The organism is Candidimonas sp. SYP-B2681, from assembly GCF_003971065.1.
Lineage (GTDB): Bacteria > Pseudomonadota > Gammaproteobacteria > Burkholderiales > Burkholderiaceae_B > Pollutimonas.
Genome location: NZ_RYDV01000001.1, coordinates 14,228 through 41,071, shown reverse-complemented (window position 1 = coordinate 41,071; position 26,844 = coordinate 14,228). Strand labels below are relative to the sequence as shown.

Sequence of the window (26,844 nt, the reverse complement as noted above, 5' to 3'; positions counted from 1 at the left end):
TTTATTGCTTTTGACCCTTACCAAGCAGGCAATGGCGTTAGGTTTAGCGAGGATCAGGTAGTAATTGAAACGTCGCGGGCTGCATCGATGCGTCGGAATAATCGCTGGGCCGCACCGTTACTGGATGATTACCGGAAACCACCGCGCTGTCCGGAGCGCTATTGTCGGCATAAGCGTTATCAGCCGACGAATCCGGCAGAGCATGCAGCTTCTGGACCGCGCAAGCACGTTCGGTTTTGATTTCGCTGCGCTCGTATAGGCGCGCATAACCGGCAGCGGTTAAATAATAATGATTTTGTTCCTTCTCAAAAAGTCCATCCTTAACAAGCCCGTCAGCCGCCGCCTCCATAGCGTCCAACTCTTGCCGAGACCAATCGTTCATTTTGCGCAAATAGAACGCAGTGGCGTTGAAAACGTATCCCTCTCGAGACCAGCCTTCAAGCATAAACTCCAGAATCGCTTTTTTAGTCTTCTCGATGCTCGTCATGCCGCCAGCCCTCTTTGCTCAGTATCAATAAGGTCCCCAGTTTACTCGGGGTTGATGCAAGCCTATGCCCATAAGATTCATTAAGCACAATGGTTTAGGTGCAGAGCGGAACCTTAATAGCTGGCCCAAATGTCGGATGGCCGTGCAGCAAAGCAAGGGCTACCGTTGAGTTATAAAACCCACATGTTCCGTATCGCTTTGTCTGCCGTGCAAGGCGTTTCTTGCGGCCGCGTTACCCAAGAGGCCTCATGCGTTTATGAAGCTGAAAGAGATGCAGGCACCAGAAAGCGACGAGGAGCCGTTAGAAAGGCGCTATACCTGCCGGGCATGTAAAACCGTAATGCGGCGGGGCCGGCTGTTTGCCGGCCCCTGCTTTTAACAATAGAAAGAATCGTTGCTGCGGTCAAGAGTAAAGCCCTTGCGCTCGGGTTAACCCCGCTGCCCCGATGCCTGTCCTGAACGGCCAAGCCCTCATCACTAACGATTAACCGATCTGGCAAACGGCCCGCCATGGATGGTGACGACCTGGAAGCCGTCAGGCCCCGCCTCAGGCGTTCTCAAATATGTTTCGCTTGCGAGAAAGAGTAAAAGGTCGCTAGAATTTATTCGAATGCTGAGAACATGCAATCGATAGGATCTCGCGAAAGCGAAAAGGTACCTTTAGATCATGACCGCCCCACGCTTGTGGAACCAGCAGGAATGGTGGAAAGGCTCGGTGCCGGGCCTACCCTCAGCTGCGCTGCGCACCCAGCCTCAGTGGGCTCCGGCGTGTATCGTTGCGCTGCGGCTCTGGACCAACTTGGTGTCCCATGCCGCCGCTAACTAGTTCGAATTGGCTGCTGCTGATCGGTACCCTCTGCCTTAGCGGTTGCGTTCAACTCGGCCCCGACTTCGAGCCTCAGCGCGAGGCATGGGCCGGGCAATGGAGCACACCGGCGCTCCAGCAAGCCACTCAAGCGCGTCTTCAACCGGATTCCCGACAGTGGTGGCAGATCTTTGATGATTCAGTCCTTGAATTTCTGATTGCCCAGGCCGATGAGCACAACGCAGGCCTGAAGATTGCAGGCTTGCAAATCATGGAGGCCCGCGCGCAGCTAGGCATCGCCAGGAGTGGCCGCTACCCGCAAGCCCAACTGATTAGCGCCGATTCGCTTTATCAGCACCGACCGTCGCGCTCGGCCGAGGGGGACCCGCGCCCGAGCAGTTTCTGGCAGTACAGCGCGGGGTTTGATGTCGGTTGGGAGCTCGATTTCTGGGGGCGTTTCAGCCGCGCCATCGAGTCGGCGGATGCGTTATATTTCGCCGCTCGGGCCAACCGGGAAGATGTGCTGGTGCTACTGCATGCCCAGGTGGCCGAGAGCTACTTCTCCCTGCGCACGACTGAGGCGCGGCTGCGCATCGCCCGCGACAACGCCGTGATCCAGAAGCGCAGCTACGAGATCACGGAGCGGCTATTCAAGAGCGGCGAAACCGACGAACTCGACCTGCAACAGGCAAGGACGCAGTATCTGAGCACCCTGAGCAGTATCCCCGAGTTTGAAAGCCAGATCATGCGAACGCGCAACGCGCTGGCCATTTTGATCGGCCGGCCGCCCGGCCCCATGCCGGAAATGCCGGAGCTGGCCGCAAAAGTGGCGGTCCTTCCCCTGATCGATCGTGCGGTCCTGCAAGACGTGCCCGCCAACTTACTTCTTCGCCGCCCCGACATCCGCAGCGCGGAACTACGCATCGCGGCGCAGTCAGCACTGGTCGGCGTGGCCCAGGCGGATCTCTATCCGTCGCTAACCCTGCTGGGCAGCATTGTGTGGTCCGCCACATCGTTGGCGGGCACGGCTGGCGGCCTGGCGCTGCTGGGCGGCGCCAGCCTGAGCTGGAACGTGTTCGACTACGGCCGTCTGAAAAACAACGTGCGGGTGCAAGACGCCCGGCTACAGCAACTGATCGTCGCCTACCAAGACGACGTGCGCCAGGCGGCGCGTGAGGCCGACGATGCGGCCAGCGGCCTGATCAAGGCCCTGGAGCGCGACGGCATCCTGCATGACTCGGCTCAGGCGGCTGGACGGTCACTGACGCTGGCCAACGCGCTCTATCGCGAGGGCTATTCCGACTTCCAGCGCGTGCTCGACGCCCAACGCGCCTTGGCAGCCCAACAGGACGCCTACGTGGTGAACCGCGGCGCTGCCGTGAGCGACCTGATTGCCTTGTACAAGGCGCTGGGCGGCGGCTGGGATAGCGAGCAGCCGCCGCTAGACCCCGCCACCCTCGATCAGATGCGGCAGCGCACCGACTGGGGCAACCTATTGTCGGAGGCTAACCATCCTTCGGCGACCAACCTCCCCGTACAAAAACTGCGATCCGATGACTGACACCCCGCGCCCCCACACCGAACCTGCGCCGCCCCCGCCACCGCCACCGCCACCGCCTGTCGCCGATCCCGCAAAGAAGGGGGTCAAGTGGGTTGTTCTGCTGATCGTGCTGAGCCTTGTCTGGTATCTGCTGGCCGACCGATTCACGCCCTACACCCAGCAGGCGCGGGTGCAGGCCTTTGTCGTGCCCGTAGCCTCGGAGGTGTCGGGCCGCGTGACCAAGGTGCACGTGCGCAACAATCAGATCGTCCAGGCCGACGAGGTCCTGTTCGAAGTTGACCCCGAACAATACCGTATCGCACTCGACCGTGCCCGCGCAGACCTGGACGCAACGCGCCGGCAGATCGGGGCCAGCACGGCCGGCATCGATTCGGCGCAGGCGTCATTGCGCGCCGCGCAAGCCAACGAAGTGAGGGCACGTCAGGACAGCAGCCGGCTCGAGCGCCTGTACCGCGAGGACCGCGGTACGATTTCGCTGCGCCGGCTGGAGATCGCGCGGGCCAACCTGGCACAGGCCGTGAGTCAGGTTGCCGCGGCCCGGGCGGAGGTGCAGCGGGCGCGTGAACAGGAAGGCGGCAACGAGGACGACAACGCCAAGCTGCGCAGCGCCGCCTCCGCCGTGGCGAAGGCCGAACTGGACTTGGCCAACACGCAAGTGCGCGCCCGCTCGGCCGGCCTTATTACCGACCTGCGCACCGATGCCGGCCAGTTCGCCGCTGCTGGCAACCCGGTCATGACGCTAATCACCATCCATGACATCTGGATCAGCGCGGAGATGACGGAAAACAATCTTGGCCATGTCGAACCTGGCACAGCGGTGGAAATCGTCCTGGATACGCTGCCAGGAAAAGTATTTGAGGGCCGCGTGCGTAGCGTAGGATATGGCGTCAATGTCGGCCCCCCTTCGCCCCCCGGCAGCCTGCCAACGGTACAGAACAGCCGCGATTGGCTGCGTCCGGCCCAACGCTTTCCGGTTGTTGTCGAAATCAATCCGGGGGAACTGCCCACCTTGCGCGGCGTGCGGGTGGGCGGCCAGGCGGAAGTCATGGCGTTCCCTACCCCCGGCAATCCGCTCAATCCCCTCGGCCGCCTGTACTTGCGCCTGATGAGTTGGTTTTCCTATGCCTACTGACGCTTATGCCCGCTAATTCCGATCCTCGCGGCCAGCGTGCACTTCGACTTGGCGTCGGCACCGCGCTCTGCCTGGCGGTCGGTTTCGGCCTGGACCTCCCGATTTCCATGGTCACGCCAGTGCTCGGCGTGCTGATGCTTGCCTCGATGAATCGCCCCCTCTCCTTAAAAGCCGGACTGGGCCTGACGCTGGTCCTCGTATTCACTACGGCAAGCGGCCTATTCCTAAGCCCTATGCTGCGCCACTACGCGTTCAGCGGCATACTGCTGATCGGCCTGGGCCTCTTCCTTGCCTTTCGCTTCGGCCTGCGCGGCGGCAACAATTTGGTGTGCATGTTCCTGATCATAGGCCTGACCATGATTTCCGCGGCCGGGACCGTCGATTACAGCCTGGCCGTCACGGTGATAGAGGCCTTGACCAAGGGATTGCTGGTCGCCGTCCTGGTGCTGGGCTTCTGCCACTGGCTGTTTCCAGAGCCGGCAGGGGCTCCAGCGCCGCCTTCCTCCCCGGTTTTGCCGGCGCCCGAGGCCAGCCGAATGGCGTTTCGCGCCACCCTGGTCGTGATGCCCGCCTTTCTTTTGGCGCTGACCGACCCGTTAGGCTACATGCCCATCATTCTGAAGTCGGTCAGTCTGGGGCGGCAGAGCTGCATCACCGCGGCGCAAGGCGCCGCGCGAGAATTGCTGGGCTCCACACTGCTGGGCGGCGCACTGGCGATCGTCTTTTGGTTCGCCTTAAGATTGTCCGTGAACCTGTGGATGTTCTTCCTGTGGATGCTGCTGTTCGGGCTGCTGTGCGCACGCAAGCTATATCGGCTGAGTCCGACTCGGCATCCGCCCAGCTTCTGGCTGAACACGCTGGTGACGCTCATCATCCTGCTTGGCCAATCGGTGCAGGACAGCGTCGCCGGCAAGGATGTTTACACCGCCTTCGCGGTGCGCATGGGGCTGTTTATCGCCGTCACGCTTTATGCATGCCTGATGCTGCGCCTGCTCGAGCCGCAATCCCGAGCGCCACGCAAACCCAGATTTTTCCGCCGCCATCCGTTTAGACCACTCAAGAGGAGTTAACCATGTCATCATCAGACAATCAAGCCGAAGCCGTCCCCGCAAAGGGATGGCGCTTCAAATGCGGGATCGGACTTTTCATCTTTGCGCTTGCGCTGTGGGCGCTCATTCCATTTGGGGCCGCCATGGGCGTGCCCGGCTCGCGCATTGCGGCCCTGACCGCCACCGTGTTCATCGCCAATAAGATCTTGCTGATCGCCTGCATCGCCATTATGGGCAAGGAGGGATTTCAGCAGCTCAAGGCCATCGTCTTTGGCCACGCGAAGCGGCTGGCGCCCGCCAAGAAAGTCGGGCCGGTGCGCCACGCCATCGGCTTGGTGATGTTCATCGTGCCGATCCTGACGGCATTGCTGGAGCCTTACGTCGATAAAACCTTGCCCGGCTTCAGGCCCAACCTGTGGCAACTTCAGGCCCTGGGCGACATCATGCTTATCGCGAGCTTCTTTGTGCTGGGCGGCGATTTTTGGAGCAAACTGCGGGCACTATTCATCCGCACCGTCTGACAAACGACTTCGCGAGTCGGAGCTAAGAGCGGAAAGCCGTCTGGCGCGCCCCGGTAGGAGTAAACCCATGCCAATTAAGCCATCCGACGCCGACCGCCCTGAAGCCGCTCAGCCGAGCAAGCAAGCTTCCAACCCCCAGGCGGGCCAAGCGCATCCGCCACTTGAGCGCAGCCGCTTCGGCGGTACGGAGCGCCGGCATGAGCGCCCCACCGACGACGAGGCGCCAGTGTCGCGCAGCGACCTTAGCAAGGGTCCCCACGAGCTGCTCGAGCACCGCAGGGCGCGCATCAACTGGGGCGTTCTGTTGATTTCGTCGCTGCTGGTCCTCGCGTTCTCGATCTGGGCGATTGTTGTGCCTGATGAGGCGCGCACGACGATGAAGATGGCGGTCGACTGGATCGCGACGAATCTCGGTTGGTACTACGTGCTCACCATGACACTTGTCGTGGGGTTCGTGCTTTGGGTTGCGTTTTCCAAGGAAGGCGACGTGCGCCTTGGTCCCGACCACTCGCGGCCGCAGTACAAGCTCACCACCTGGGTCGCAATGCTGTTTGCCGCAGGTGTCGGAATCGACATGCTCTTTTATTCGGTCACCGGCCCCGTCGCGCAGTACCTGTACCCGCCCTCCGGCGAAGGCGGCACAGCCAATGCGATGCAGGACGCGGTCGTCTGGACGATGTTTCACTACGGCATCGCTGGCTGGGCGGTATATGCGCTGCTGGGTATGGCGATGGGCTACTTCGCCTATCGCTGGGGCATGCCCCTGTCAATCCGAGCAGCGCTCTACCCGCTGCTCGGCAAGCGCGTGCGCGGCCCCTTAGGTGATGGCATCAGCATCATCGCGCTGGTGGGCACTGTGTTCGGCGTCGCCACGTCGATGGGCATTGGCGTCGTACTGCTGGGCGTCGGCTTCTCGCTGATCTTCGGCCTTCAGGAGGGACTCGCGCTGCAGATCGCACTTGTCATGGGTGCAGTGCTCTTGACTATCGCGGCCACCACGTCCGGCGTCGACCGCGGCATCCGCTGGATCTCCGAGCTGAACCTCTGGAGCGCCGTAGCGATGATGGTGTACATCCTCTTCACCGGCCAGACAGCCTTCCTATTGAACGCGCTCACCGAGAATATCGGCCGGTTCTTTGTCACGCTTCCCGCACGCACGTTGCAAACCTTCGCCTATGAGGCCGACGGCCCCGAGTGGATGGGTGGATGGACGCTGTTCTTTTGGGCGTTCTGGCTCGCCTGGGGCCCCTTCGTCGGGGTCTTTCTGGCCCGCATTTCCCGCGGGCGCACACTGCGGGAATTTGTCATTGCGGCGATCACCGCCCCGGTGCTGTGCGACTTCATCATCGTCTCGCTGTTCGGCAATTCGGCCCTGTACCACGTACTGCTTGGCAACACGGCTTTCGCCGAGCTTGCGATCGAAAGCCCCGAGCGGGGTTGGTACGCGCTGCTGGCGATGTTCCCAGGAGCCATGTTCCTCATCGCGCTGGCGACGCTCTCTGGATTGCTGTTCTACCTTACAAGCGCGAACTCTGGTGCGATGGTGATGTCCAATTTCTCGGCCTCTATCCCGGAGCCATCTCACGACGGGCCGAAATGGCTGCGCATCTTCTGGGCGGTGCTCACGGCAGTGCTCACCGTGGCGATGCTGATCTCGGGTGGCGTGACGACGATGGAGTACGCCACGCTTATTTTCGCCTTACCGGTAACCATTATCGCCTACCTTGTGATGGCCTCCTTCTATAAGGTGCTGCGGATGGAGCGGGCCGAGCGCGAGGGCCAGGTTCTGCACAAGCGGTCCATCGCGCCAATCGGGGGCCTCGTGCCGGAGCGGTCGTGGAAGCAGCGGCTTGAACAGATGCGCGCGTTCCCAACGTTGCGGCAGGTCACCCAGTTTCTCGACCGCACAGTGCGGCCGGCTCTCGACGACGTTGCCGCCGAGTTCCGTAAGCAGGGGTACCAGGTCGAACGCGGCACCATGACCAATGCGAGCGGCATCGAGGAGCCGCTGCTGCGGGTGTCGATGGACACGTTCCGCGACTTCCACTACCAGGTCGCCATCGTCGAGGCGCCGGTGCCGATGTTCAGTGGCCGGATGACGCGCGAGACCGACATCTACTACCGTCTCGAGGTATTTACGCAGACCGGTTCGGGCGGCTATGACCTCATGGGCCTGACGAAACAGCAGGTAATTGACGATGTGCTGGAGCGATACGAGGCCCACCTTGCGTTCCTCATCCACTCCACCGAGACGGCTACCAAATCCGTACTCACCCCGTCGATACCGCTTTCCGACCAGCACGGCGCCGTGCCGAAGGAGGCGGGGGACATCCAAGAGCTTGAAAAGAAGAAGGAATGACGTCGGCGCCCCTCATGCCGCCCTAATGACCCGGGTAAACAAGCGTACGGTCACCAGTAATCTTGGTAAACGGGCCTTCATAGCGGGTTTCACGGAACTGCACGCGGCAAGATCGCCCCGTAAGGCGCGGAACCAGCAAAGCGGCGAATAGCCCTAAAACGAGAATCGGTGCGATGCGTGGCACCCAGCCCCAGAAGATTCCGCGCTTGGGATGCTGAGACAGAGTACATGACATTTACTGACCCTGGCCTGCCGCTAAAGCAGCTCGCGTGCCACCATATGAACGCCCAGTAAGACCAAGCTAATCAGGAAACATCGCTTGAAAACAGGCGGAGATAGCCTGCTGCGCAGCATCTGGCCCGCAATCATCCCCGCCATGCAGGGCAGCAGCATCAACATCGAAATACCAAGGTGGTCGATGGACAGGCTATTGTTGAGCACCAGTCCCGCTGCAAGTGCCAGCGTTGATGTCGTAAAGCACAGCCCCATCGCCTGGATCAACGCGTCGCGATCAAAGCTCAGCGCCTGCAGGTACGGAACAGCAGGAATGGCGAAAACCCCTGTCGCGGCCGTGACAATCCCGGTTGCAGCACCTACTGCCAGGCCCAGCCTTGACTCCAGGCTCGGGCGACACGTCCAGGACGATCCCCAAAGCCCCCATACCGCGTAAGCGATAAGAGCCACCCCAAGCAATATGCTGGACCATGCACCCGCGGGCGCGCCAATAAGCCATGCACCACCGATCGTCCCGACCACGATACCGGCTTGCATCGGCGCCAGACGCTTCAGGACGGGCCACAGTGTCCTGGGACCTGCCTGCCAGACATTCGTAAACAATGAAGGCAAAATCAACAGTGCCGCCGCTTCAGCCGGGGGCATCACCAACGCCAGCAAGCCGATCGCCACGGTTGGCAAGCCCAGGCCCACGACGCCTTTGACGATACCGGCGAGCACAAATACCGCGGACAGCAGTGGCCAATTGAACTGCATGTCAGAAAAGTGGGAGAGCGCATCCATGGGTTACTATTCTCCGATATGGGTCCGTCGATCCTCAGAACATTCAACGAGATTCCAACATTATTGCGAGACCGTTTGTCTGTCCACATGCAACCCAGCGCTCACACGTTTGAACCGCCATTATTCTTCGTTATTAACGATGGCTCGGGGCGTCAAGATTCGAGCGCAACCCGGCAGGCCATTGACTCTGCCATGCGTTCGGCGGCGCGCAGGTATCAAATATTCGGCGTGGAAGACATCAGCAGCCTGGACGCCACCATTCAACGTGCGGTGGCCGCGGCAAAAAAAGAAAACGGTGTCGTTGTCGCCGTCGGCGGGGACGGGACAATCAATGTGGTGGCAACTGCCGCTCTGGCTGATCATTGCTTGTTTGGCGCGCTCCCGCAAGGCACATTTAATTATTTTGGCCGAACCCATGGCATTCCTGAAGAGATAGACGCCGCTCTCGAGGATTTATTGCAGGGGAAACCGTCGCCTGTGCAGGTCGGGCTGGTGAACGAGCGTATTTTTCTTGTCAATGCCAGCGTCGGCTTTTATCCCGAACTGCTCGAGGATCGTGAAGCGTTCAAGCAACGCTACGGTCGAAGCCGACTTGTCGCCCTGTGGGCGGCCATCGTCACAGCATTTGGCGATCATCGATATCTGGACATGTCGTTAGAACTGACCGGCAAACGGGTTAACTTTCAAACCACTACGCTGTTCATTGGCAATAATCACCTTCAACTCGAGCAGGTTGGCATGCCTCAGGCAGAGGCTGTAAAACAGGGCCAATTGGCAGCCATCGCCGTAAAACCAATGGGCACGATGGCAATGTTGTGGCTGGCCACGCGTGGTGCCTTAGGCAAGCTGGGCGATGCCGATAATGTGATGGCATTCAGTTTTCGCAGCCTTAGGGTTGCGCCGTTAGGACTGTTCCGGGGTAAGCGCGCCGCGCATCGAACCGAACCCACGATAGCTAAGAAAAATCCGCGCAAGCATCGCATTAAGGTAGCCGTCGATGGCGAGATTATGTGGCTGAATGCACCGCTCGAGTTCCGTGTGTCCCCCGAACCGCTACTGCTGATCAAACGTAATCATGCAGTGGACCCGAACCACCATGTTAATGGCTCCCTGATCGGTGAATCGGTCACCGAGCCGCAGCGCGCTGCGCAAGCCCGCATGATGGGCGATACGACATGAGGGTGGCGCTACATATTTCAGATCCGCATTTCGGTACGGAACGAGCGCGCGTTGTTAAGGCGCTGGAACGCCTCGCGCATTCCCAAGCGCCCACCGTCGTGATTCTGTCGGGTGACATCACTCAACGTGCGCGCAACGTCGAGTTCAATGCTGCCAGCGCCTTCATGGACCGCCTTGCCATCCCTTCGCGCCTGGTCATCGCGGGAAACCACGACATCCCGCTATTTGACCTGGCCACCCGCCTATTTCGCCCCTACTTACGTTACAAACGAGCTTTTGGTGATGATCTTGAGCCGATCCACGAATCATCGGAACTGCTGGTTATTGGCGTACGCACGACGCGGCGTTATCGACATATCGAAGGGGAAGTTTCAGTCCGACAGATCGAACGGGTGGCGCAGCGATTAAAGCAGGCAGCACAAGATCAATTGCGTATCGTGGTAACGCATCAGCCTGTGCACGTAACGCACGCAAGCGACGAGGAACATTTGTTGCGCGGTCACGAACAAGCAATAAGCAAGTGGGCAGAGGCCGGCGTCGACTTGATATTAGGTGGCCACATTCATCGCCCTTTTATTTGTGGGCTGCATGATCGCGTTGCAAATATGCCTCGTCAAGTATGGGCGGTGCAAGCCGGAACGGCAGTGTCGTCCCGGATTCGTCATGATTCCAGCAATTCTATCAATCTCATTCGACATGCATTCGACGGTATGCCTCGGCATTGTGTAGTCGAACGTTGGGATTATGACGATGATTCTGATGAGTTCATAATGATTGAAAATAGGGTAATGCAGCAGGTCGCGCCCACTGTCTAAGGACGACAAGGTTTGCTTATTTCAACGCCACTTCGATCTCGGTCAACGTCGGCATGGAAGCCGCCGCGCCATGCCGGGTAACCGAAATCCCGGCGAGCGTTGCCGCGAATTTCAATGCTTCGGGCAACGATAGGCCCTTGCCCAAACCCACTGCAAAACCCGCCGTAAACCCATCCCCGGCGCCGGTGGTATCCACGCATGGACCCATTCCTACGGGCTCTACCAGGAAAGTCTGAGTCGGTCCGCAATACAGCGCACCCTTTTCGCCCAGGGTAATGATGACGTTGCCCACACCCTTTTTTAGAAGCATGCGAGCCGCCCTTTCTGCTTCATCGAACGTACCTACGGAAACTCCGGTCAAAAGGCCAGCTTCGGTTTCGTTGGGAAGTATGAAGTCACACAGTGGGAAAACGTCGTCAGGCAAGCTGAGAGCGGGCGCGGGATTCAAGATGGTCGTCACGCGGTGTCTACGAGCCAGTTCCAGTCCGCGCCGGGCCACGTCCACCGGCTGCTCCAACTGAACGACAAAAACGTCGGATTCGGCGATATCAGGTTCGACCTTATCGACGTCGACCGGCAGCATTAATCTTGATGCCCCGGGGAATACCGTGATGGCATTGCCCCCGGTTCGGGAGTCCACGAAAATGCCGGCTGCACCGGTTGCTTGCGTCGGTATCACCACCGCTTTACTGCGGACGCCTTCATGCTGCCAGAGTTCAACGGCGTCATGTCCGAAGGCGTCGTCGCCGATAAACGTAAAGAACGATACGTCGGCTCCTGCCCTGGCAGCGGCAATCGCCTGGTTCGACCCCTTGCCGCCATGCCCGCGCAAAAAATTAGACGCGGTGACGGTTTCACCGGGCGCCGGCATCCGGCTTCCGGTGAACACCAGGTCGGCAGCATATATGCCAAGTACGAAAATTCTAGGGCGCGTGGTAGACAATTCGACTCCTATGTCCTATCCATTTCATGGAGCTTCTCCACGCGACGCCTGCAATCTTCGTCGGTGGAAAACGTGGCATCCAGATACGCGGACACCAGGTCATTCGCCAACCACGGCCCGACAATCTGAGCGCCTATGCACATGACATTGACGTCGTCATGCTCAACGCATTGATGTGCCGAGTGCACATCATGACAAACGGCCGCCCGGATGCCTCGGACTTTATTGGCCGCAATCGAGGCGCCCACGCCAGTGCCGCAAACCATGATGCCCCGGTCGGAAGAGCCCGACTTGATCTGGTCCGTCAATTGTTTGGCAATATCAGGGAAATCAACAGGAGCGTCGTTGAAACTGCCAACGTCGACAACCTCGTGGCCCAGGCTTTTGACCATGTCCATCACGGATTTTTTCAAGAGCCAGCCGGCATGATCAGAACCGATAACAATTCGCATGATGCACATCCCAAAAAGTATTGAACAAACTTATCACGACCCGCGCATGTCTTCGGGCAGTTCGGTACCGTAATATTTCTTGTAGATCTCGTTAAGCTTGCCGTTCTTGAGATTGGCCTCGACCCACTCGTTGACTTTGGCCAGTAGCCGGGCTTCACCCTTTTTAACGCCAATCGCCAAATCGAAATTCCGCAACACAAATAGCGGCTTGAAATTGTTCTTGCCTATTTTTTTGTCGATTTGTGCGACCAGCGATTGCGAAGTCGCGACCATTTTCGCCTGACCGCTGACGGCCGCGGTCACCAGGGTAGAGTCATCATCGTATCGAGCGACCGTATACCCGTACTTGGAAGCTTGCGGGGTCAATTCAGTATCTTGCGTGGTTCCGCGGGTTACCGCCACGGTATGGCCTTTCAGGGTCTCGAGACTTTTGACCGGTATGTCGTTGTAGCCCGCCACGACCGACTGCAGTACGGCATAACGCTTGGAGAAATCGATCACTTTTGCGCGTTCCGGCGTCACCGACAAGGTCGATACGACGATGTCGGCTTTGTCCGTTTGCAGATTGGGGATACGGGTCGCGCCAGTCGTCTGGATAAGCTCGTATTTCACTCCCCAGTCTTTGGCCAAAAGCTTTCCTACTTCAACATCGGCTCCGATGGGCTCCATCGAGGCGCTCATCATGCCCGCCGGCGGTATGCCAAGATCGGTTGATATACGAATCACCTTGTTCTTTTCGATATTGTCCAACACATCGGCATGGGCAACGCCCCCGCCCGCGGCGAATATCCCAAGCATGCACAGCATCGAGGCCGCGATAGTTGTTTTTTTCATCATTACATCTCCTTTGGATTTAACGGCTGAGATAACGTCTTAGAGTTCGTTTTGCAAAAACTCCCTTAGCTCTGGGGTGTGGGGATTCGTCAGAATGCTGGCGCCCCCCTTTTCCCAAACCTTGCCTTCATTCATGAAAATGATGGTGTCGGCGATCTTGCGCGCGAAGTTCATTTCATGAGTGACCATAATCATGGTCATGCCCTTGGTAGCTAAATCCTCGATGACCCGCAGCACCTCTCCAGTGAGCTGTGGATCAAGGGCCGAGGTTACCTCGTCAAAGAGCATTACTTTGGGTTCCATCGCCAAAGATCGGGCGATGGCCGCCCGCTGCTGTTGACCGCCCGATAGATGTTCGGGATATTGCCTGGCTTTGTCTATTAAGCCCACCTGGCCCAATACCCGGTGAGCCAGATCGCGGGCCTCTTTTCTTGGAATCTTCTTAACCGCAGTCGGCGCGAGCATGACGTTTTCTTCGATTGTCAGATGCGGGAACAGGTTATAGCTTTGAAACACGATGCCGATGTCCAGCCTAAGGGACTTGAGATCCACGCCGGGGCGGTGAACCTCGTGCCCACACACGGTAATGGTTCCTCCGTTGATGGATTCCAAGAGATCCATGCAACGAAGTGCCGTACTTTTTCCCGACCCGCTTTTCCCGATAATGGCGACGACTTCGCCTTTGACGACGTCCATACTTACGCCCCGAAGGACTTCGGTATTGCCGAATTTTTTATGCACGTCTTTGAGGCTGACCACCACTTCGCGGCCGATTTCGTCCATAACGCTATGCATAAGATTTTTCTCCGGATCTGGCCTCAAGTTTTCGACTGAAAATAGACAAGGGATAACACATCGAAAAATAAAGAATAGCGATAAGCAGGTAGATAAAGAAAGGCTGGAAAATGGTGTTATTCACAATTTGCCCGGCCCTGACCAGTTCGACGAAGCCCACCACCGAGGCCAGCGACGTGTTTTTTATAATCTGCACCATAAACCCGACGGTGGGCGGCGTGGCAATTCTGACCGCCTGCGGCAACACCACCTTAGTCATTCTTTGCCACCGTGATAAAGCCAGGCACTCAGCGGCTTCCCATTGGGCCTTAGGAACAGACTGTATGGCACCTCGCCAGCTTTCGCCCAAGTATGCGGAAACGTATACCGACAGCGATACCGATGCGGCCAAAAGAGGCGAAACAGATAGCCCTATCGATGGCAGTCCGAAATACATCAGGAACATCAAAACGAGTACGGGCGTGCCCTGAATAAGCTGTATGTACAGCGCCGTAGTAAGCCGTAGCCATCGCAATGCCGAAATTCGGCACAGCGCGACGATCAAGGCCAGCACGCCGCCGCCGATCAAGGCGATCGTCGAGAGGCCTATGGTCCACAACGCTCCCTTGGCCAGAAACAGCAGATATCCAACTGCGAAACTTTGCCCCATTTGCCGCCTCTAGATGAACGCCTGAAGGTTTCTACGCCGCGGAAAAATCACGAGGCCCAATATCCAGAACACAAGCCTTAAAAGAATCGACAAGAAAACATATAGGATGCCCACCACGATGTAGGTTTCGAATGGCCGGTAGGTATCGGACTGAATGAAGTTCGCAACCGCGGTTAATTCCTCGGCCGATATCTGCGAACAAATGGACGAAGCCAGCATCAGCAGCACGAACTGACTGGTCAGTGCCGGATATACCCGTTCTAAAGCCTGCTTCAATATCACATGCCAATACACTTGCCGCCTCGTCAGCCCCAAGGTTTCGGCCGCCTCGAGTTGGCCTTTTTCGATAGAATCGAACCCGGCTCTCATGATTTCCGCCGAATAGGCACCCACGTTGATGGTTAGCGCCGCCATGGACACCGTAATGGCTTGCAAAGACAATCCCATATTAGACAAGCCGAAATACACCAGAAAAATCTGCACCAGCAAAGGCGTGTTCCGGATGGCTTCAATATAAAAGCTGCATACTTTGCGTAGCCATACGATTTTTCCGCGTTTTCCGATGGCGCAAAAGGTGCCCAGAATAAACCCGCAAGCCGTTGCGACCACGGTCAGCTGCATGGTCAGGTACATGCCTTGAAGGATCATGTCCCAACGTTCAAACACCACTGAAAAATCCAGCCCTATCATTCAGACGCCCTCTTTGGAGGTCCAGCCTGATTCGAGCTGCGGTCATACACGGTGAACAGGGCCTGATTACCGTTTGACCCTTCACCATGCGCCCGCGCATCCAGATACTGCGTCGTCACCAGCGCCGTTGCCGGAAGGGGCACCGATAACTCAAACGCCAGTTCCTGTACCAGCTTCAAATCCTTCAACATTAAGTCTATGCGGAATCCGGCCGCGGGATCACGATCTATCATCGCGGGGCCAAGCTTGTCTAGCATCCAGGACACTGCGGATCCGCCCAATAAGACCTGGCGCAATAAACTTAGATCTATCCCGGACGCTCGTGCCAATGCCAGCGCCTCGCAAATGGCCTGAATATTAACGCCACATATCAACTGATTACACAGCTTTAATGTTTGGCCTGCACCTGCGTTTCCGACGTGCGTAACGCTAGTCCCCAGAGCGTTCAGTACCGGTCGGGCCATTTCGAATGCATCCGAGTCGCCTCCGACCATGATGGTCAGGCTCGCGTCGCGCGCGCCTGTGGGGCCTCCCGATACCGGAGCATCCAGGAACGCGATCTTCTTCGCAGCAAGGTCGGCGGAAAATTGACGCACAGCCACCGGGGAGATCGTGCTCATGTCGACGATCAAGCGCTTCGCCGGCGGGGTGTGAATCAGACCATCGTTGCTGAACAGCACCGACTGTACATCGGGCGTATTGGGCAACATTAGTATGACCACATCCGACTGCCTGCCGACTTCTGCCGGGCTGTCCGCAGCGGCAGCCCCCGCCTCGACGGTTTTCGCAACAGCCTCGGACGCCACATCGTGGACGATGAGCTGAAAGCCCGCCTTGATAAGGTTGGCCGCCATCCATTGGCCCATCGTGCCCAAGCCGATGAAACCTACTTTTCTTATCATCTTTCGCACTTGTCTCCTTGCCGGGACGCAGCCCCGGCGCGGGTTATATCAATGCTGTTTTAAAGGTCGCCTTGTATCGTCTTTCATCCCCGATCTGAAAATGGATACGGAGCTGTTCATCAGCACCCTGCTCGTCTTTCTCGGCCAATGCACGAAATATTTTTCGATGATCCTCGATAATCTGCGCCTTGAGATCGGGATCCACGTCGACGACCTCACGCCTTTCTTTGTGCAGGCGGATAAACAAGGGATGCATGGCCTTGTACATGCTGATCAGTGTTTCTGATTTGCTGGCGCGCACAATCGCAGAATGGAACTCGAAGTCGGCCATGCCGCCATCTTGCGGCGAATCAATGGTCGTTTTAATAAGTTGAAGCGCTCGGCTGATGTCTTCAAGATCTTGCGGCGTTATTCGCTGACAGGCAAGGCGAATGGCTTGGCATTCGATAGCAATTCGTGCCTGCATGATGTCTTCAATAAGACCACCATCTTGTGCCAGCGTAAACGCGAAAATATCACCCAGAACGGACGCATCCGGTTTCTTCACGAACGTACCGACCCTTTCGCGGATGTCCACCACACCCATCATGGCTAAAGCGCGCAGCGCTTCGCGAACGACGGGGCGGCTGACGTCCAGGTGTTCGGCCAGTTCCCGCTCGGGAAGCAGCAAGTCGCCGGGACGAAGCGAGCCACCAAGAAGTTTTTCTCGCAGAAAAAGAAAAACTTTCTCGTAACCTTGCTTGGCCTCGTCTTGGGCTCGAAGAATCGTTGTGGCTCCGGTCATGCCTGTGGTTTTACCACAGGCCTATCCAGAGAAAACATCATGGAATACCCGCGTCATTGACGGCACTTTGGCTCGTACAAGACTGTGCCTGGAAAGTCATGGAGGCCCGTAGCCGTGGGTTTCGCTGTTGGTAGACAAGCTAATTGCCGATTTCCGAGACCTGCCGAACAAGCGGCTATCTTATGGCGGCAGAATCGACGGCAACGCCGCCATCGACCACCGCGCCCGAACGTAACGCCAGCTGGATCTGGTCGTCGCTGTAGCCCAATTGGCGCAGAATGCTTTGCGAATGCTGGCCCAACGTGGGTGCCCCAAACGTGGGGACTCCAGTCGCTTCACCGCTAAACTTGATCAACTTCGCGATGCCTTTATAGTGGCCCACTTTGGGATGATGGAGCTCGACAACAAACCCTTGTTCGGACACCTGTACGTCATCGAACATATCTTCGACATGCCGAACTGCAGAGCATGGCACCGATACGCCAAATAACTCCTCCCATTGCATCGCCGTTTTTGCCTGAAGTGCCCTGCGAATAATGGGGACGAGCTCATCAGCGTGCTTAGCCCGTTTCTTCACCGAGTCATACCTTTCATCGCGAGCGAGTTCTGGCACACCGACCAACGTGCATAAAGCATTCCAGAAGTGGGGTGTATTGGCGGATATATAAAGGTGCCCGCTTTGAGTCGGATGGATGCCGGTAATGCCGCCCGACCGCATATCACGATCAATATGCTTAGGCTCGTCCTCGGTCATGATCAGGCGCGCGGACTGCATGGCAAGTGCACTACCCAGCAACGACACGCTAACCTCTTGACCCTGCCCCGTACGTTCGCGTTGATACAGCGCGGCGGTTACGCCGGTGGAAACCATCGACGCGGCGTAATAGTCGACGGCAGAGCCATAGACAATTTCAGGCTGGTCTTTACTTCCCTGCGCCGAACATATGCCACTACGTGCTTGCAGCACTTGGTCGTAACCGGCCTTATCGGCCAGCGGGCCGGTTTTTCCGTACCCGGTCATAGAGCAGTAGATCAGCCTCGGGTTGATACGCTTAAGAGTCTCGTAGTCTATCTTCAGTCGAGGCGGCACTGACGGCCTGAAGTTATGGACGAGTACGTCGGCCTGTTGCACCAGCCTGACAAGCACGTCGTAGCCGGCGTCCTTTTTAAGATCGACACATAGGCCGGTCTTGCCCCGATTCACCCCTAGAAAGGCACGACTTTCGGCCTCTAGGGTAGACGGATACTTGCGTAGGTTATCGCCGTCAGGCGGTTCAATCTTGATAACTTCCGCGCCTAAATCGGCCAATAGACTGCAGCCATATGGGCCCGCTATATAAGCACTTAAATCTAGAACCTTAATGCCTGATAACGGCGATGAACTTTGTACTGGCATAGACGGACCCATTCTGTTGAGCTTTGAACCTTACGCTGACGACCAGGCGCCACGCGACCTTACTTTTGGACGGTAATGTTGCTTTCGGCGGCCACTCGCCTCCAGCGAACAAGATCATCCTTGATCATTTGTTGATAGTCTTGTGCCGATGCGGTCGCGAACTCTGCACCTTCACCGACGAAAAAGTCTTTCATTTCTTGCGTAGTCACGACGTCTTGCACTGCTTTGTTCAGCTTGTTGATGATGGCTTCGGGTGTGCCGGCCGGGGCAAGAATCCCCCACCACAAGCCGAATTCATAGCCGGGCACGACATCAGATACCGGCTTAAGATCGGGAGCGATAGGGCTAGCCTTCGCGCTCGTAATAGCGATAGCCCTGGCTTTTCCGGTGTTGATGGCGGGCAGAATTGACGGACCGCTGGCGACCAATACATCCACCTGGTCGCTCATCAATGCCACGGTTGCCGGTCCCATGCCGCGGTACGGCACATGCGTCATCTTGATTCCCGCTGCCGAATTGAGCATTTCGGTCGCGAACTGATTACTGCTGCCAGGCCCAGAGGATGAGTAGTTGATCCCACCTGGATCTTTTTTCGCCAAGGCAATCAAATCGGCCATTGTTTTCACCGGCAAGCTGCCTTTCACAGCGACGATAAAGGGACCCTTTGCCATCAACGCCACCGCTTTGAAATCTTTCTCAGCGTCAAACGGCAAGTTTTCCTGTATCGCTGCGTTCGTTGTAAAGCTGGAAGAAACCGCTACCAGCGTGTAACCATCGGGCTTCGCCCTGGCGACCTGGGCGGTACCGATCGACCCCCCTGCCCCTCCTTTATTGACGATTACCACCGAAGTATCGAGTAACGCGCCCAGTTTGGCGCCAACGGCGCGCGCAAACGAATCGTTAGAGCCGCCCGGCGGATACGGCACAACCAAGGTAATCGGCTGACCATTAGGAAAGGATGCCGCGGCATGGGCGGCTGGTGCGAGCCCAAGGGCTACAGCCATCATTAGCAGCGCACTGGCGAAACCGGCCGGCCATTTATTCTTCGGTACTATTTCTTGTTTTGTCATGTCTTGTCTCCGATAGGGCGATTAACGACGCGCTTACGTCGTGCGTGTTTTCGCCTGATTAATTATTGATTGAGCCCGAGCAACAAATGGCGCATCAATCATTTTTCCGTCAACGAGGTAAGCCCCATTGACATCATTTTTCGCCGACGCAGCGACCACTTTCTCAGCCCAGGCGATTTCTTGCTGAGTCGGGCTGAACACGTCATTGGCGACATTTATCTGACTAGGATGTATGCAGGTTTTGCCAAGAAAGCCTATGCTCTTGGCTTGCAGGGCCTCTTGACGATAGCCGTCGATATTGGCCACATCGGCATAGGCCGAGTCATAGACGATGCAATCCGCGCGGGCTGCCGCCATACGCAAGGCGAACATTGCCGCATGCACGTTCTGCGCGTCGTAACGGCCAATGCTTAAAGGCTCGAACAGATCCCCCAAGCCCAACTGCAACCCCCAAACTTTGGGGTGAGCTGATGCGATGCCAGCTGCATTATGAAGCGCAAGAGGTGTCTCGATATTGGCCAGTATTTTTATGTTTGACTTCTTGTTCGATGCCGCATTCGCGGCGTCCTCGGCCTTGATCAGTAGCTCGACAACGTTCAGGACGTCTTCGGCCGAATCGATTTTAGGCATATTGATAATATCGACGTTGGCATGGCAGGCGACCTTCAAGTCGTCGGCAAAATAGTCGGAGCCCAGCGGATTGATTCGAACGATTATGGTCTTGCGCGTTTCATGTTTTGTTTGCGCGAACGCCCTGCTATCAAATAGCCTGGTTAGTTCGTCGCGAGCATAGCCCTTGCGGTCATGCAAGACCGAGTCTTCCAAGTCAAAACTGATCGCATCGGCCTGGCTACGTAGTGCTTTAGCGAACAGCTCGGGCCGCGAAGCGGGTACAAATAATTTGCTGCGCATTATTAATCTCCTTGTAAGGCAATTATGCACAACACCTACCAAGCCTAGCGTATTGTTCGCTACCGTCAAAAGATATATATTCTATCGTTATGAACAGCAAATTTCTGAACACGTTACTGGCCGTGCACCGATACGGTTCAATGGCCGAAGCCGCGCGACGCCTGAATATCACGCACGGCGCAGTGGCTCAGCAGATGAAAGCGTTAGAAGGCGAGCTGGGAACAACCCTTATATCGCGGTCAGGAAAAACGGTGCACTTGAGCAATGCCGGTTTTCGCATTCTGGAGACATCACAGAAAATTTTGGACGACATCGATTCGTTAAGCGCATTGGCTAACACCCAGGAAATAAAAGGCGAGCTCAGGCTGGGCGCGGGCAACACGTCATTGATCAGCACAATCCCAAATATTTTGGCCATGCTGATCGACCGATACCCGTCCTTGCAAGTTTCCATACGCCCCGGTTTATCCAGCGAATTCTATCCGTGCGTTGAGAACAATGAGCTTGATGCCGCCATTGCCTTGGAGCCGCCATTTGAGCTTCCTAAACGATTAGGCTGGCGCCTGTTGAGTGAAGAGCATTTCGTTTTATTGGCATCGGCCAGACACCAAGGCAAGGATGCACATGACTTGTTGAAGCACGAGCCCTTTATCCGTTACGACAAAGGCACTTGGGTGGGCCAGCAAATAGAAGAATATCTAAAAAATGCTGCCATCGCTCCCAAAGAACGGTTCGAGCTTGCCTCTATTGAGGCTATTGCGTTGATGGTGAACAAAGGGCTGGGTGTGGCAATTGTTCCCCATGCCTGGCACCTTTGGAAGCAAGGCCTCAATGTACTAAGTATTCCGCTTCCCAGCCCTTGTGCTCCCCGGCGTTTCGGCCTAATTTGGTCTCGGTCCTCGCCAAGGCTTCAATTGGTGGAAGTCTTTTTAAAGGCGGCCATAGAAGAATACGACGCCTCTAAATAGACATTCACTATAAAGACTGAACCGGCCCAGGGGCCGGTTCAGTTTGAGTCTTCAGGTCAACAACATTCTAGCGCTCATCCAGGCCGCCATTACGCTCAGGATCAGGCGGCGTTCGTGCAAGGCCGACGTCGTCTTCGGATACGATCTTGTCGGCTTCGATATCCTCGTTCAGCGGTTCCTCGCCGGTATTCTCGACCTGTGGCCGTTCGCCCGTATTTTCCCTGTCGCTGTCGGTATCCGGCATGCCCAGCGGAATATCTTGTCCCGAGTCAGAAGAGTCACTTGGCCCCAAGACAGGCTCTGTTCTGCCGGTCTTTACTAAGCTGACTTCTTCCTCGAATTCGCGACTTTGCTGTGCCAATTCCAAATCTTTGTCTTTAACCATAATGCGATCTCCAAAAAAACACCTGACATGCGACTACAGCAAGCGCCGGGCCAGGAAACCGCAGCACTATTTACTGCGGCAAAGCCGAAACTGGAAGGGGCCAAAAAGACTGTTGCAACGTTCGCCAATGCAGCGGAATATTTCAATGGCATCCGCGCGTGCATTATCTTTTCAACGAAACCTAATCGAGGCGGCGATGCTGCATGGCCGGGAATCCAGTCGGAGGATTTCCGGCGCAGACCTCACAAGCTACCGAACCTACGAAGTTAATACGCGACGTCAAAGGGGAAAATCATGGAAGGCGTGGATTGGAATAAGGTCGACTGGGCTATCCTGTTCTTTATCAGCCCGATGGTGATCATTGGAATTGGCGTACTTGATTTCTTGTGGCGGCAACGCTCGGACGAGCCACAAGATAGCGAGCACATTCTTCAACGAGCGCTCGAAGCACTACTGGAAGCAAGAAATATTGAACGAATGAACGGGAAACAAGGATTCAACGACTGAATCCCTTGCATCGCGCGGGATACCATCACGAATCGATTTCCACATCCTTGGTTTCTTTACCGAGCACTAGTGCCATCAGCGTAATCAGGCCCATGACGGTTAAGTAAATACCGACTAGGGCCGGGCTTCCGTCTGCCATGCTCCACAGCCAAACCGCAATGAACGGAGCCACCGCAGCGCCAAGAATTGATGAAACGTTATAGGAAATACCCGAACCGGTGTAACGCACATGAGTAGGAAAGAGTTCGGGCAGCAAGGCGCCCATAGGCCCGAACGTCAGACCCATCAGGATAAAGCCGATGATCAGCCACAGCATGACCCCTATAAAGCCAGCACCCAGCATCGGTTCCCAAACCAATCCAAACAGGATAATGCCCAGGGTGACGACAATTAACGTCTTGCGCCGGCCGAACTTATCGGCCAAAGGGCCCGACACCAGCGTAAAAATTGCGAAGAACAGTACACCTGCAATCAACATCAGCACGAAGGTGTTGTAGCCATAGCCTAAACCGCCCAGCTGGCCCGGCCCTGGGTCAGTCGGAGCGCGGCCATAGCTTAGCGAAAACGTTGTCATCAGGTAGAACAGCACGTAGGTTGCCAGCATGTAGAAGGTGCCAAGAATGAGTTCCCTCCAGTGCTTGCGAACCACCTCGCCTAGCGGTCGCTTTACCACTTTTCCAGCGGACACAGCGTTGGTGAAGACGCTACTCTCGATCAGGGTCAGGCGTACCCAAAGACCCACGATGACCATTACCGCTGAAAAGATAAACGGAATGCGCCACCCCCACGCCAGGAATGCATCCGACGGACGAGACGGGTCATCAGAAGGCAGCATAGCCGCCACAATCAGAAACAGACCGTTCGCAATAATAAAGCCGAGGGGCGCACCCAGCTGCGGAAAGGTGCCATACAAGGCGCGTTTGCCCTTGGGCGCGTTCTCGGTGGCAACCAACGCCGCTCCCGACCACTCGCCCCCAATGGCAAAGCCCTGCGCCAGGCGAAGTATGACCAGCAGCAAGGGAGCAAGCCAGCCGACGGTCTGATAAGTCGGCAGCAGGCCGATGAGGACGGTCGCGATACCCATAGTAAGAAGGGCTGCCACAAGCGTCACCTTGCGACCGACTTTGTCGCCGAGATGGCCGAAATAAATCGCGCCCAGGGGACGGGCAACCATGGCCGCCCCGAACACCGCGAAAGAGGCCAACAGAGCGGTCGTCTCGTTCCCAGTAGGGAAGAACAAATGAGGAAAAACCAGCACGGCGGCCGTCGCGTAGACGTAGAAATCGTAGAATTCGATGGTAGTCCCAATGAGGCTGGCCAAGATGACGCGCGAAGGTCGATTGACTGGCGTTTGGGACGGTGCAGTGGTAGTGGTAGTGTCAGACATAAATTCAACAATTCAGGCGGGCCCCGCGCCGTGGCAAGCGCCAAGGATCTAATCGGATCCTGCAGCTCGTCCCCATGCGGGCAATAGGAAATTGTACGTCACGGCAGAACGACTCGCTCCGCCGAGCGTCAGCTTCGGCCGCAGGGATATTGTCGGGGAGTAGAATAGGCCGTCACATCGACGTATTTTGACCTCACCCATGTCGCGCGCTAATTCTGCACTCGGCAGCATCTAAGTCTTACCTTTTCCCTATGTCAGTTCAATGGTCTCCCATGGCACGTGTGTGTTTCGCAATGTGCGTGGGCGTCATGGGCACCGCGCTGGCCAGCCCCCTCTACCCGCTGTATCAAGATGTCTGGCATCTCAAGGCCAGCGACATCACCGTCATTTTCACTATCTACATGTTCGGGGTACTGGCAAGCCTGTTGTTTCTGGGAAGGCTCACCAATCGATTTGGCTTTCTGCCGATGCTGCGCGCGGGTCTGATCGTAGTGACCTTGGGTGTACTGCTCTCGATGGTGGCGTGGAATCCCGAATCATTCATGCTCAGCCGCCTTGCCATCGGACTGGCTTCCGGCCTGATCACGACGTCAGCCTCTATCGGCATGTCGCAACTTAGTCGAGCAGGGGATGTCAAACGCGCTGCTGTCATAACCACCTTCGCCATGACCTTGGGTTTTGGCTTAGGCCCCTTGGTGGGAGGGTTGATTGCTCAATGGGTTCCGAAACCCCTTTTTAGCGCTTACCTTCCCTCGTTGCTGCTAGGCCTGATTGCCATCTACGCGTTGTTCACGATAAGGATCCCGCCCTTATCGACACCGGCTGCAAGCGCACACCACCGCAAGGACTGGCTCACGCAATTGCTGCCACGGATAACGATGCCGCCACGCGCCCTGAGCCGCCCTTTCTGGATTGGCAGCATGGGCGCCTTCAGCGCCTTCGGCATGTTCAGCCTTTATGCATCGTTGGCACCCAGCTTCATGCAAGATATCCTTTCATGGCACGGCCCGGCTGCAAGCGGGGCGTCGATTGCAGCGATTCTGTTTCTGTCGTCTACCTTTCAGCTAGCGGCAAGACGCGTTCCAAACAAAATGAATGCGGTCGCCGGCTATGGCGCCCTGGTAGTAAGCAACCTGCTACTCATCGCCACGACCTATACAGGCTTGATCTGGCTTTTCATGCTCAGCGCACTGACGACCGCATTAGGCCATGGGCTGGCAAACCTGGCCGGGATGTCGCTGGTGAACAAAATGGCAACGCCGGCAAGCCGCGCCGGCCTGCTGTCCTCATACATGATCGTCGGCTATCTGGGCACTATTGTGCCGATACTGGGCATGGGCTGGTTATCTGATCGCCTGGGCCTGGCCTATGCCATCATGATCTTTAGCGCCAGCATGACCGCCGTGACGGCGATTCTGACCTGGGCTGCCCATACCACTCAGCCAGTACCCTCGCCGGGAAACTAATCAGCGAGCAGCATGTCAGGAGGCCAATGGTATCGGCCCCTTCTTAGGGCATAGGATTTGCTGCGTTTGAATCTGCTCATCCGGATAATCAACGGGAGAATTCAATGAGAAACACCATCGCAGTCACGCTATTTTCGGTTTCCTTAAGTGCGCCGTTTGCGGTGTGTGCCCAGGGCACCAGCGGCATGCATGGGTCAGGCGCGGCCGGCGTCGAAAAACAAACCGAATCCACGAACCCCAGTGCGCTATCGGGCAGCGCCGGAACCAAACAAGCGCCCAACGACGGTACGAAGAGCAGTCCTTCCAAAGCCGGTACACCCGTAGAGCGGGCGACACCGACAAACCCTGTCAGCGAATCCGGCCCGGCAAGCAATCGATCGTCCAGCGGCAGCAGCACCAACACTTCGCCCGCCGAAGTGCCGAGCGCCACCGGCAAGACTTCAGAATCGGTCAAGGTGAATCCGCCATCATCAGACACCCCGACACGCGGGACGGGAACCGCGCCTAGATAGCCATCGGGCCGCTCACTTGATAGCCGGTCGTCGCCGCTCTGCCCCCAAGGACGATTCGAATTTTTCGAACATCGTATTCAGCTAATACGGCTATTTAACCTTCTGCACTGTTGTTAAAAGACAGACAGGGGCTCGCGCAGGCGTTGTAACCAGCGTGCGCGCCCTGCGCCTCTCGGTCATCACCCATGGCGCCACCTGGAACACACAATACGGGCAGGAGACAAGAATGAATATGCGAAAAAAGGGCCGCCTTCTGGCGTGCATGGCGATTTCTGCCACATGCCTAACCATGGTTTTCACGTCGGGAACCGCTGTCGCGCAGTCAGGCGATGCCGCTGCGACATATCCCAGCAAGGCCATTACCATTATTTCCCCCTTTTCGGCTGGAGGCGGTACAGACTTTATCGCGCGACTGCTCGCCTCGGAGCTGTCGAAGGCTTTGGGCCAGTCAGTTGTCGTAGAGAATCGGCCAGGCGCCAACGGAATGATCGGGTCGAGCTATGTCGCCAAAGCGAAGCCCGACGGCTATACGCTTCTGCTAGGGACGGTAGGCACGCATGGCATAAATCAGGCCGTCTACGACAACGTCTTATATGACACGGTAAAAGATTTCGCGCCGATCTCTCTTATCGGCAGCACGCCTATGCTCATACTCGCCCACCCGAGTGTGCAGGCCAATAATGCCGCGGAATTGGTCGCGGAAGCCGGGCGACGCCATAGTCCTATGATATTTTCATCGGCCGGCATAGGTAGCGTCGGCCATGTTGCAGGAGAGCTTTTTGCACAAGAGGCGGGCATCAAATTGATCCACGCCCCGTATCGAGGGGCGGCTCCCGCGGCGGTGGACCTGGTCGGCGGGCAGCTGCAGCTGATGTTCGGAACCCCGGTTTCGACTGCAAGCTACGTTGAGTCCGGAAAGATAAAGGTGCTGGGGGTGACTTCAGCACAACGGTCCAAGCTTGTGCCCGACGTGCCGACGTTGAACGAGCAAGGATTCAAGGACTTTGATGTCAGTACTTGGTATGGGTTGTTAGCACCGGCCAACACCCCTAAGCCCATCATAGACAAGCTTGCTCAGAAGACCATAGACTTTCTGGCACAGCCCAACATCCAACAACAGATGCTGCAGCAAGGCCTGGAAACCGTAGGGAACCGGCCTGAAGCGTTCGAAGCACTGATCCAAGGGGAAGTTTCGAAATGGTCCAAAATCAAGCTGGCGAAATAGCAGCAAGCGCTGTGTGCTAAGGTAAAAGCTGCCTTAACACAG

Annotated in this window: 28 protein-coding genes and 1 pseudogene; 12 read left to right on the top strand and 17 right to left on the bottom strand. The window is 56.9% G+C overall.

Annotated features, from left to right (window positions below; translation table 11 throughout):
• Window positions 1-43: 43 nt before the first annotated feature.
• Entirely contained in the window at window positions 44-487 is a 444-nt protein-coding gene (locus EKL30_RS00220) for a hypothetical protein (protein ID WP_126705201.1), read from the bottom strand.
• A gap of 667 nt (window positions 488-1,154) precedes the next feature.
• Here EKL30_RS00220 and EKL30_RS18775 point away from each other — a divergent pair.
• The 6 genes and pseudogenes from EKL30_RS18775 to betT form a co-directional block, all read left to right on the top strand.
• On the top strand, window positions 1,155-1,313 hold the full coding sequence (locus EKL30_RS18775) for a hypothetical protein (RefSeq protein WP_158618363.1): 159 nt from the start codon (window positions 1,155-1,157) through the stop codon (window positions 1,311-1,313).
• Window positions 1,297-2,853 carry an efflux transporter outer membrane subunit gene (locus EKL30_RS00215; protein WP_126705200.1) on the top strand — a complete coding sequence of 519 codons (1,557 nt, stop codon included), beginning with the start codon at window positions 1,297-1,299 and terminating at the stop codon, window positions 2,851-2,853. Before EKL30_RS18775 ends, EKL30_RS00215 begins: the two co-directional genes overlap by 17 nt.
• Window positions 2,846-3,985 carry an HlyD family secretion protein gene (locus tag EKL30_RS00210; protein ID WP_126705199.1) on the top strand — a complete coding sequence of 380 codons (1,140 nt, stop codon included), beginning with the start codon at window positions 2,846-2,848 and terminating at the stop codon, window positions 3,983-3,985. The genes EKL30_RS00215 and EKL30_RS00210 overlap by 8 nt, the downstream gene beginning before the upstream one ends.
• Before the next feature lie 5 nt (window positions 3,986-3,990).
• Window positions 3,991-5,055, top strand: coding sequence for a DUF2955 domain-containing protein (locus EKL30_RS00205; protein ID WP_126705198.1), 1,065 nt, complete (start codon window positions 3,991-3,993; stop codon window positions 5,053-5,055).
• Between the two features lie 2 nt (window positions 5,056-5,057).
• Entirely contained in the window at window positions 5,058-5,555 is a 498-nt protein-coding gene (locus EKL30_RS00200) for a transporter suffix domain-containing protein (RefSeq protein WP_126705197.1), read from the top strand.
• 67 nt (window positions 5,556-5,622) lie between these two features.
• Window positions 5,623-7,842: pseudogene (betT, locus tag EKL30_RS00195) on the top strand (choline BCCT transporter BetT); the annotation flags it as partial.
• A 94-nt stretch (window positions 7,843-7,936) separates the two neighbouring features.
• On the opposite strand, the gene EKL30_RS00190 reads toward betT, so the two are convergent.
• The gene (locus EKL30_RS00190) at window positions 7,937-8,149 is read right to left on the bottom strand and encodes a hypothetical protein (protein ID WP_126705195.1); all 213 of its coding nucleotides are present in this window, start codon (window positions 8,147-8,149) and stop codon (window positions 7,937-7,939) included.
• A 20-nt stretch (window positions 8,150-8,169) separates the two neighbouring features.
• Entirely contained in the window at window positions 8,170-8,931 is a 762-nt protein-coding gene (locus tag EKL30_RS00185) for a sulfite exporter TauE/SafE family protein (protein WP_233582630.1), read from the bottom strand.
• A gap of 87 nt (window positions 8,932-9,018) precedes the next feature.
• Here EKL30_RS00185 and EKL30_RS00180 point away from each other — a divergent pair, with 87 nt between their 5' ends.
• Window positions 9,019-10,110 carry a diacylglycerol kinase family protein gene (locus EKL30_RS00180; protein ID WP_126705194.1) on the top strand — a complete coding sequence of 364 codons (1,092 nt, stop codon included), beginning with the start codon at window positions 9,019-9,021 and terminating at the stop codon, window positions 10,108-10,110.
• The gene (locus EKL30_RS00175; RefSeq protein ID WP_126705193.1) at window positions 10,107-10,925 is read left to right on the top strand and encodes a metallophosphoesterase; all 819 of its coding nucleotides are present in this window, start codon (window positions 10,107-10,109) and stop codon (window positions 10,923-10,925) included. Before EKL30_RS00180 ends, EKL30_RS00175 begins: the two co-directional genes overlap by 4 nt.
• A 16-nt stretch (window positions 10,926-10,941) precedes the next feature.
• On the opposite strand, the gene rbsK is transcribed toward EKL30_RS00175, so the two are convergent.
• The 11 genes from rbsK to EKL30_RS00120 all read right to left on the bottom strand — a co-directional run bounded on the left by rbsK (window position 10,942) and on the right by EKL30_RS00120 (window position 20,352).
• Window positions 10,942-11,868, bottom strand: coding sequence for a ribokinase (gene rbsK, locus EKL30_RS00170; protein ID WP_126705192.1), 927 nt, complete (start codon window positions 11,866-11,868; stop codon window positions 10,942-10,944).
• Between the two features lie 8 nt (window positions 11,869-11,876).
• The gene (rpiB, locus tag EKL30_RS00165) at window positions 11,877-12,320 is read right to left on the bottom strand and encodes a ribose 5-phosphate isomerase B (RefSeq protein ID WP_126705191.1); all 444 of its coding nucleotides are present in this window, start codon (window positions 12,318-12,320) and stop codon (window positions 11,877-11,879) included.
• Between the two features lie 33 nt (window positions 12,321-12,353).
• Window positions 12,354-13,157 (bottom strand): transporter substrate-binding domain-containing protein, encoded by an 804-nt coding sequence (locus tag EKL30_RS00160; protein WP_126705190.1) that lies wholly within the window; start codon window positions 13,155-13,157, stop codon window positions 12,354-12,356.
• Window positions 13,158-13,193: 36 nt separating this feature from the next.
• On the bottom strand, window positions 13,194-13,949 hold the full coding sequence (locus EKL30_RS00155) for an amino acid ABC transporter ATP-binding protein (RefSeq protein ID WP_233582628.1): 756 nt from the start codon (window positions 13,947-13,949) through the stop codon (window positions 13,194-13,196).
• On the bottom strand, window positions 13,942-14,598 hold the full coding sequence (locus EKL30_RS00150; RefSeq protein WP_126705189.1) for an amino acid ABC transporter permease: 657 nt from the start codon (window positions 14,596-14,598) through the stop codon (window positions 13,942-13,944). Before EKL30_RS00150 ends, EKL30_RS00155 begins: the two co-directional genes overlap by 8 nt.
• 9 nt (window positions 14,599-14,607) lie before the next feature.
• On the bottom strand, window positions 14,608-15,288 hold the full coding sequence (locus EKL30_RS00145; RefSeq protein WP_199748443.1) for an amino acid ABC transporter permease: 681 nt from the start codon (window positions 15,286-15,288) through the stop codon (window positions 14,608-14,610).
• The gene (locus EKL30_RS00140) at window positions 15,285-16,190 is read right to left on the bottom strand and encodes an NAD(P)-dependent oxidoreductase (protein WP_126705188.1); all 906 of its coding nucleotides are present in this window, start codon (window positions 16,188-16,190) and stop codon (window positions 15,285-15,287) included. Before EKL30_RS00140 ends, EKL30_RS00145 begins: the two co-directional genes overlap by 4 nt.
• Before the next feature lie 43 nt (window positions 16,191-16,233).
• A complete protein-coding gene (locus EKL30_RS00135; RefSeq protein WP_126705187.1) occupies window positions 16,234-16,974 on the bottom strand; it encodes a FadR/GntR family transcriptional regulator in 741 nt (246 codons plus the stop codon).
• Window positions 16,975-17,149: 175 nt separating this feature from the next.
• Window positions 17,150-18,370, bottom strand: coding sequence for a CaiB/BaiF CoA-transferase family protein (locus EKL30_RS00130; RefSeq protein WP_126705186.1), 1,221 nt, complete (start codon window positions 18,368-18,370; stop codon window positions 17,150-17,152).
• A 59-nt stretch (window positions 18,371-18,429) separates the two neighbouring features.
• Window positions 18,430-19,440, bottom strand: a complete 1,011-nt coding sequence (locus EKL30_RS00125) for a tripartite tricarboxylate transporter substrate binding protein (RefSeq protein WP_199748442.1) — start codon at window positions 19,438-19,440, stop codon at window positions 18,430-18,432.
• Window positions 19,441-19,473: 33 nt separating this feature from the next.
• Window positions 19,474-20,352, bottom strand: a complete 879-nt coding sequence (locus EKL30_RS00120) for a CoA ester lyase (protein WP_126705185.1) — start codon at window positions 20,350-20,352, stop codon at window positions 19,474-19,476.
• An 89-nt stretch (window positions 20,353-20,441) separates the two neighbouring features.
• On the opposite strand from EKL30_RS00120, the gene EKL30_RS00115 reads away from it, so the two are divergent.
• A complete protein-coding gene (locus EKL30_RS00115) occupies window positions 20,442-21,320 on the top strand; it encodes a LysR family transcriptional regulator (protein ID WP_126705184.1) in 879 nt (292 codons plus the stop codon).
• Window positions 21,321-21,387: 67 nt separating this feature from the next.
• Here the strand turns inward: EKL30_RS00115 and EKL30_RS00110 are convergent, their stop codons facing one another.
• Window positions 21,388-21,705 (bottom strand): MatE family transporter, encoded by a 318-nt coding sequence (locus tag EKL30_RS00110; RefSeq protein WP_233582626.1) that lies wholly within the window; start codon window positions 21,703-21,705, stop codon window positions 21,388-21,390.
• 294 nt (window positions 21,706-21,999) lie between these two features.
• Between EKL30_RS00110 and EKL30_RS00105 the strand changes: the two genes are divergently transcribed.
• Window positions 22,000-22,212, top strand: a complete 213-nt coding sequence (locus EKL30_RS00105; RefSeq protein ID WP_126705183.1) for a hypothetical protein — start codon at window positions 22,000-22,002, stop codon at window positions 22,210-22,212.
• A gap of 25 nt (window positions 22,213-22,237) precedes the next feature.
• Here the strand turns inward: EKL30_RS00105 and EKL30_RS00100 are convergent, their stop codons facing one another.
• A complete protein-coding gene (locus EKL30_RS00100; protein WP_126705182.1) occupies window positions 22,238-23,599 on the bottom strand; it encodes an MFS transporter in 1,362 nt (453 codons plus the stop codon).
• Between the two features lie 293 nt (window positions 23,600-23,892).
• Here EKL30_RS00100 and EKL30_RS00095 point away from each other — a divergent pair, with 293 nt between their 5' ends.
• On the top strand, window positions 23,893-25,065 hold the full coding sequence (locus EKL30_RS00095) for an MFS transporter (RefSeq protein ID WP_126705953.1): 1,173 nt from the start codon (window positions 23,893-23,895) through the stop codon (window positions 25,063-25,065).
• An 88-nt stretch (window positions 25,066-25,153) separates the two neighbouring features.
• Here the strand turns inward: EKL30_RS00095 and EKL30_RS00090 are convergent, their stop codons facing one another.
• Window positions 25,154-25,519, bottom strand: a complete 366-nt coding sequence (locus tag EKL30_RS00090; RefSeq protein ID WP_126705181.1) for a hypothetical protein — start codon at window positions 25,517-25,519, stop codon at window positions 25,154-25,156.
• A 284-nt stretch (window positions 25,520-25,803) separates the two neighbouring features.
• Here EKL30_RS00090 and EKL30_RS00085 point away from each other — a divergent pair, with 284 nt between their 5' ends.
• Complete coding sequence (locus tag EKL30_RS00085) at window positions 25,804-26,802, top strand: tripartite tricarboxylate transporter substrate binding protein (RefSeq protein ID WP_126705180.1); 999 nt, start codon at window positions 25,804-25,806, stop codon at window positions 26,800-26,802.
• Window positions 26,803-26,844: the final 42 nt, after the last annotated feature.

Coding starts and splice junctions, on each gene's coding strand:
- EKL30_RS00120 (WP_126705185.1), bottom strand. CDS start 20,352: ATGCGCAGCAAATTATTTGTACCCGCTTCGCGGCCCGAGCTGTTCGCT.
- EKL30_RS18775 (WP_158618363.1), top strand. CDS start 1,155: ATGACCGCCCCACGCTTGTGGAACCAGCAGGAATGGTGGAAAGGCTCG.
- EKL30_RS00115 (WP_126705184.1), top strand. CDS start 20,442: ATGAACAGCAAATTTCTGAACACGTTACTGGCCGTGCACCGATACGGT.
- EKL30_RS00105 (WP_126705183.1), top strand. CDS start 22,000: ATGGAAGGCGTGGATTGGAATAAGGTCGACTGGGCTATCCTGTTCTTT.
- EKL30_RS00100 (WP_126705182.1), bottom strand. CDS start 23,599: ATGTCTGACACTACCACTACCACTGCACCGTCCCAAACGCCAGTCAAT.
- EKL30_RS00190 (WP_126705195.1), bottom strand. CDS start 8,149: ATGTCATGTACTCTGTCTCAGCATCCCAAGCGCGGAATCTTCTGGGGC.
- EKL30_RS00200 (WP_126705197.1), top strand. CDS start 5,058: ATGTCATCATCAGACAATCAAGCCGAAGCCGTCCCCGCAAAGGGATGG.
- EKL30_RS00205 (WP_126705198.1), top strand. CDS start 3,991: ATGCCCGCTAATTCCGATCCTCGCGGCCAGCGTGCACTTCGACTTGGC.
- EKL30_RS00135 (WP_126705187.1), bottom strand. CDS start 16,974: ATGACCGGAGCCACAACGATTCTTCGAGCCCAAGACGAGGCCAAGCAA.
- EKL30_RS00175 (WP_126705193.1), top strand. CDS start 10,107: ATGAGGGTGGCGCTACATATTTCAGATCCGCATTTCGGTACGGAACGA.
- EKL30_RS00180 (WP_126705194.1), top strand. CDS start 9,019: ATGCAACCCAGCGCTCACACGTTTGAACCGCCATTATTCTTCGTTATT.
- EKL30_RS00220 (WP_126705201.1), bottom strand. CDS start 487: ATGACGAGCATCGAGAAGACTAAAAAAGCGATTCTGGAGTTTATGCTT.
- EKL30_RS00110 (WP_233582626.1), bottom strand. CDS start 21,705: ATGGTTAAAGACAAAGATTTGGAATTGGCACAGCAAAGTCGCGAATTC.
- EKL30_RS00125 (WP_199748442.1), bottom strand. CDS start 19,440: ATGACAAAACAAGAAATAGTACCGAAGAATAAATGGCCGGCCGGTTTC.
- EKL30_RS00145 (WP_199748443.1), bottom strand. CDS start 15,288: ATGATAGGGCTGGATTTTTCAGTGGTGTTTGAACGTTGGGACATGATC.
- EKL30_RS00160 (WP_126705190.1), bottom strand. CDS start 13,157: ATGATGAAAAAAACAACTATCGCGGCCTCGATGCTGTGCATGCTTGGG.
- EKL30_RS00130 (WP_126705186.1), bottom strand. CDS start 18,370: ATGCCAGTACAAAGTTCATCGCCGTTATCAGGCATTAAGGTTCTAGAT.
- EKL30_RS00215 (WP_126705200.1), top strand. CDS start 1,297: ATGCCGCCGCTAACTAGTTCGAATTGGCTGCTGCTGATCGGTACCCTC.
- EKL30_RS00155 (WP_233582628.1), bottom strand. CDS start 13,949: ATGCATAGCGTTATGGACGAAATCGGCCGCGAAGTGGTGGTCAGCCTC.
- EKL30_RS00185 (WP_233582630.1), bottom strand. CDS start 8,931: ATGGATGCGCTCTCCCACTTTTCTGACATGCAGTTCAATTGGCCACTG.
- EKL30_RS00210 (WP_126705199.1), top strand. CDS start 2,846: ATGACTGACACCCCGCGCCCCCACACCGAACCTGCGCCGCCCCCGCCA.
- EKL30_RS00140 (WP_126705188.1), bottom strand. CDS start 16,190: ATGATAAGAAAAGTAGGTTTCATCGGCTTGGGCACGATGGGCCAATGG.
- EKL30_RS00150 (WP_126705189.1), bottom strand. CDS start 14,598: ATGGGGCAAAGTTTCGCAGTTGGATATCTGCTGTTTCTGGCCAAGGGA.
- rpiB (WP_126705191.1), bottom strand. CDS start 12,320: ATGCGAATTGTTATCGGTTCTGATCATGCCGGCTGGCTCTTGAAAAAA.
- EKL30_RS00095 (WP_126705953.1), top strand. CDS start 23,893: ATGTGCGTGGGCGTCATGGGCACCGCGCTGGCCAGCCCCCTCTACCCG.
- EKL30_RS00085 (WP_126705180.1), top strand. CDS start 25,804: ATGAATATGCGAAAAAAGGGCCGCCTTCTGGCGTGCATGGCGATTTCT.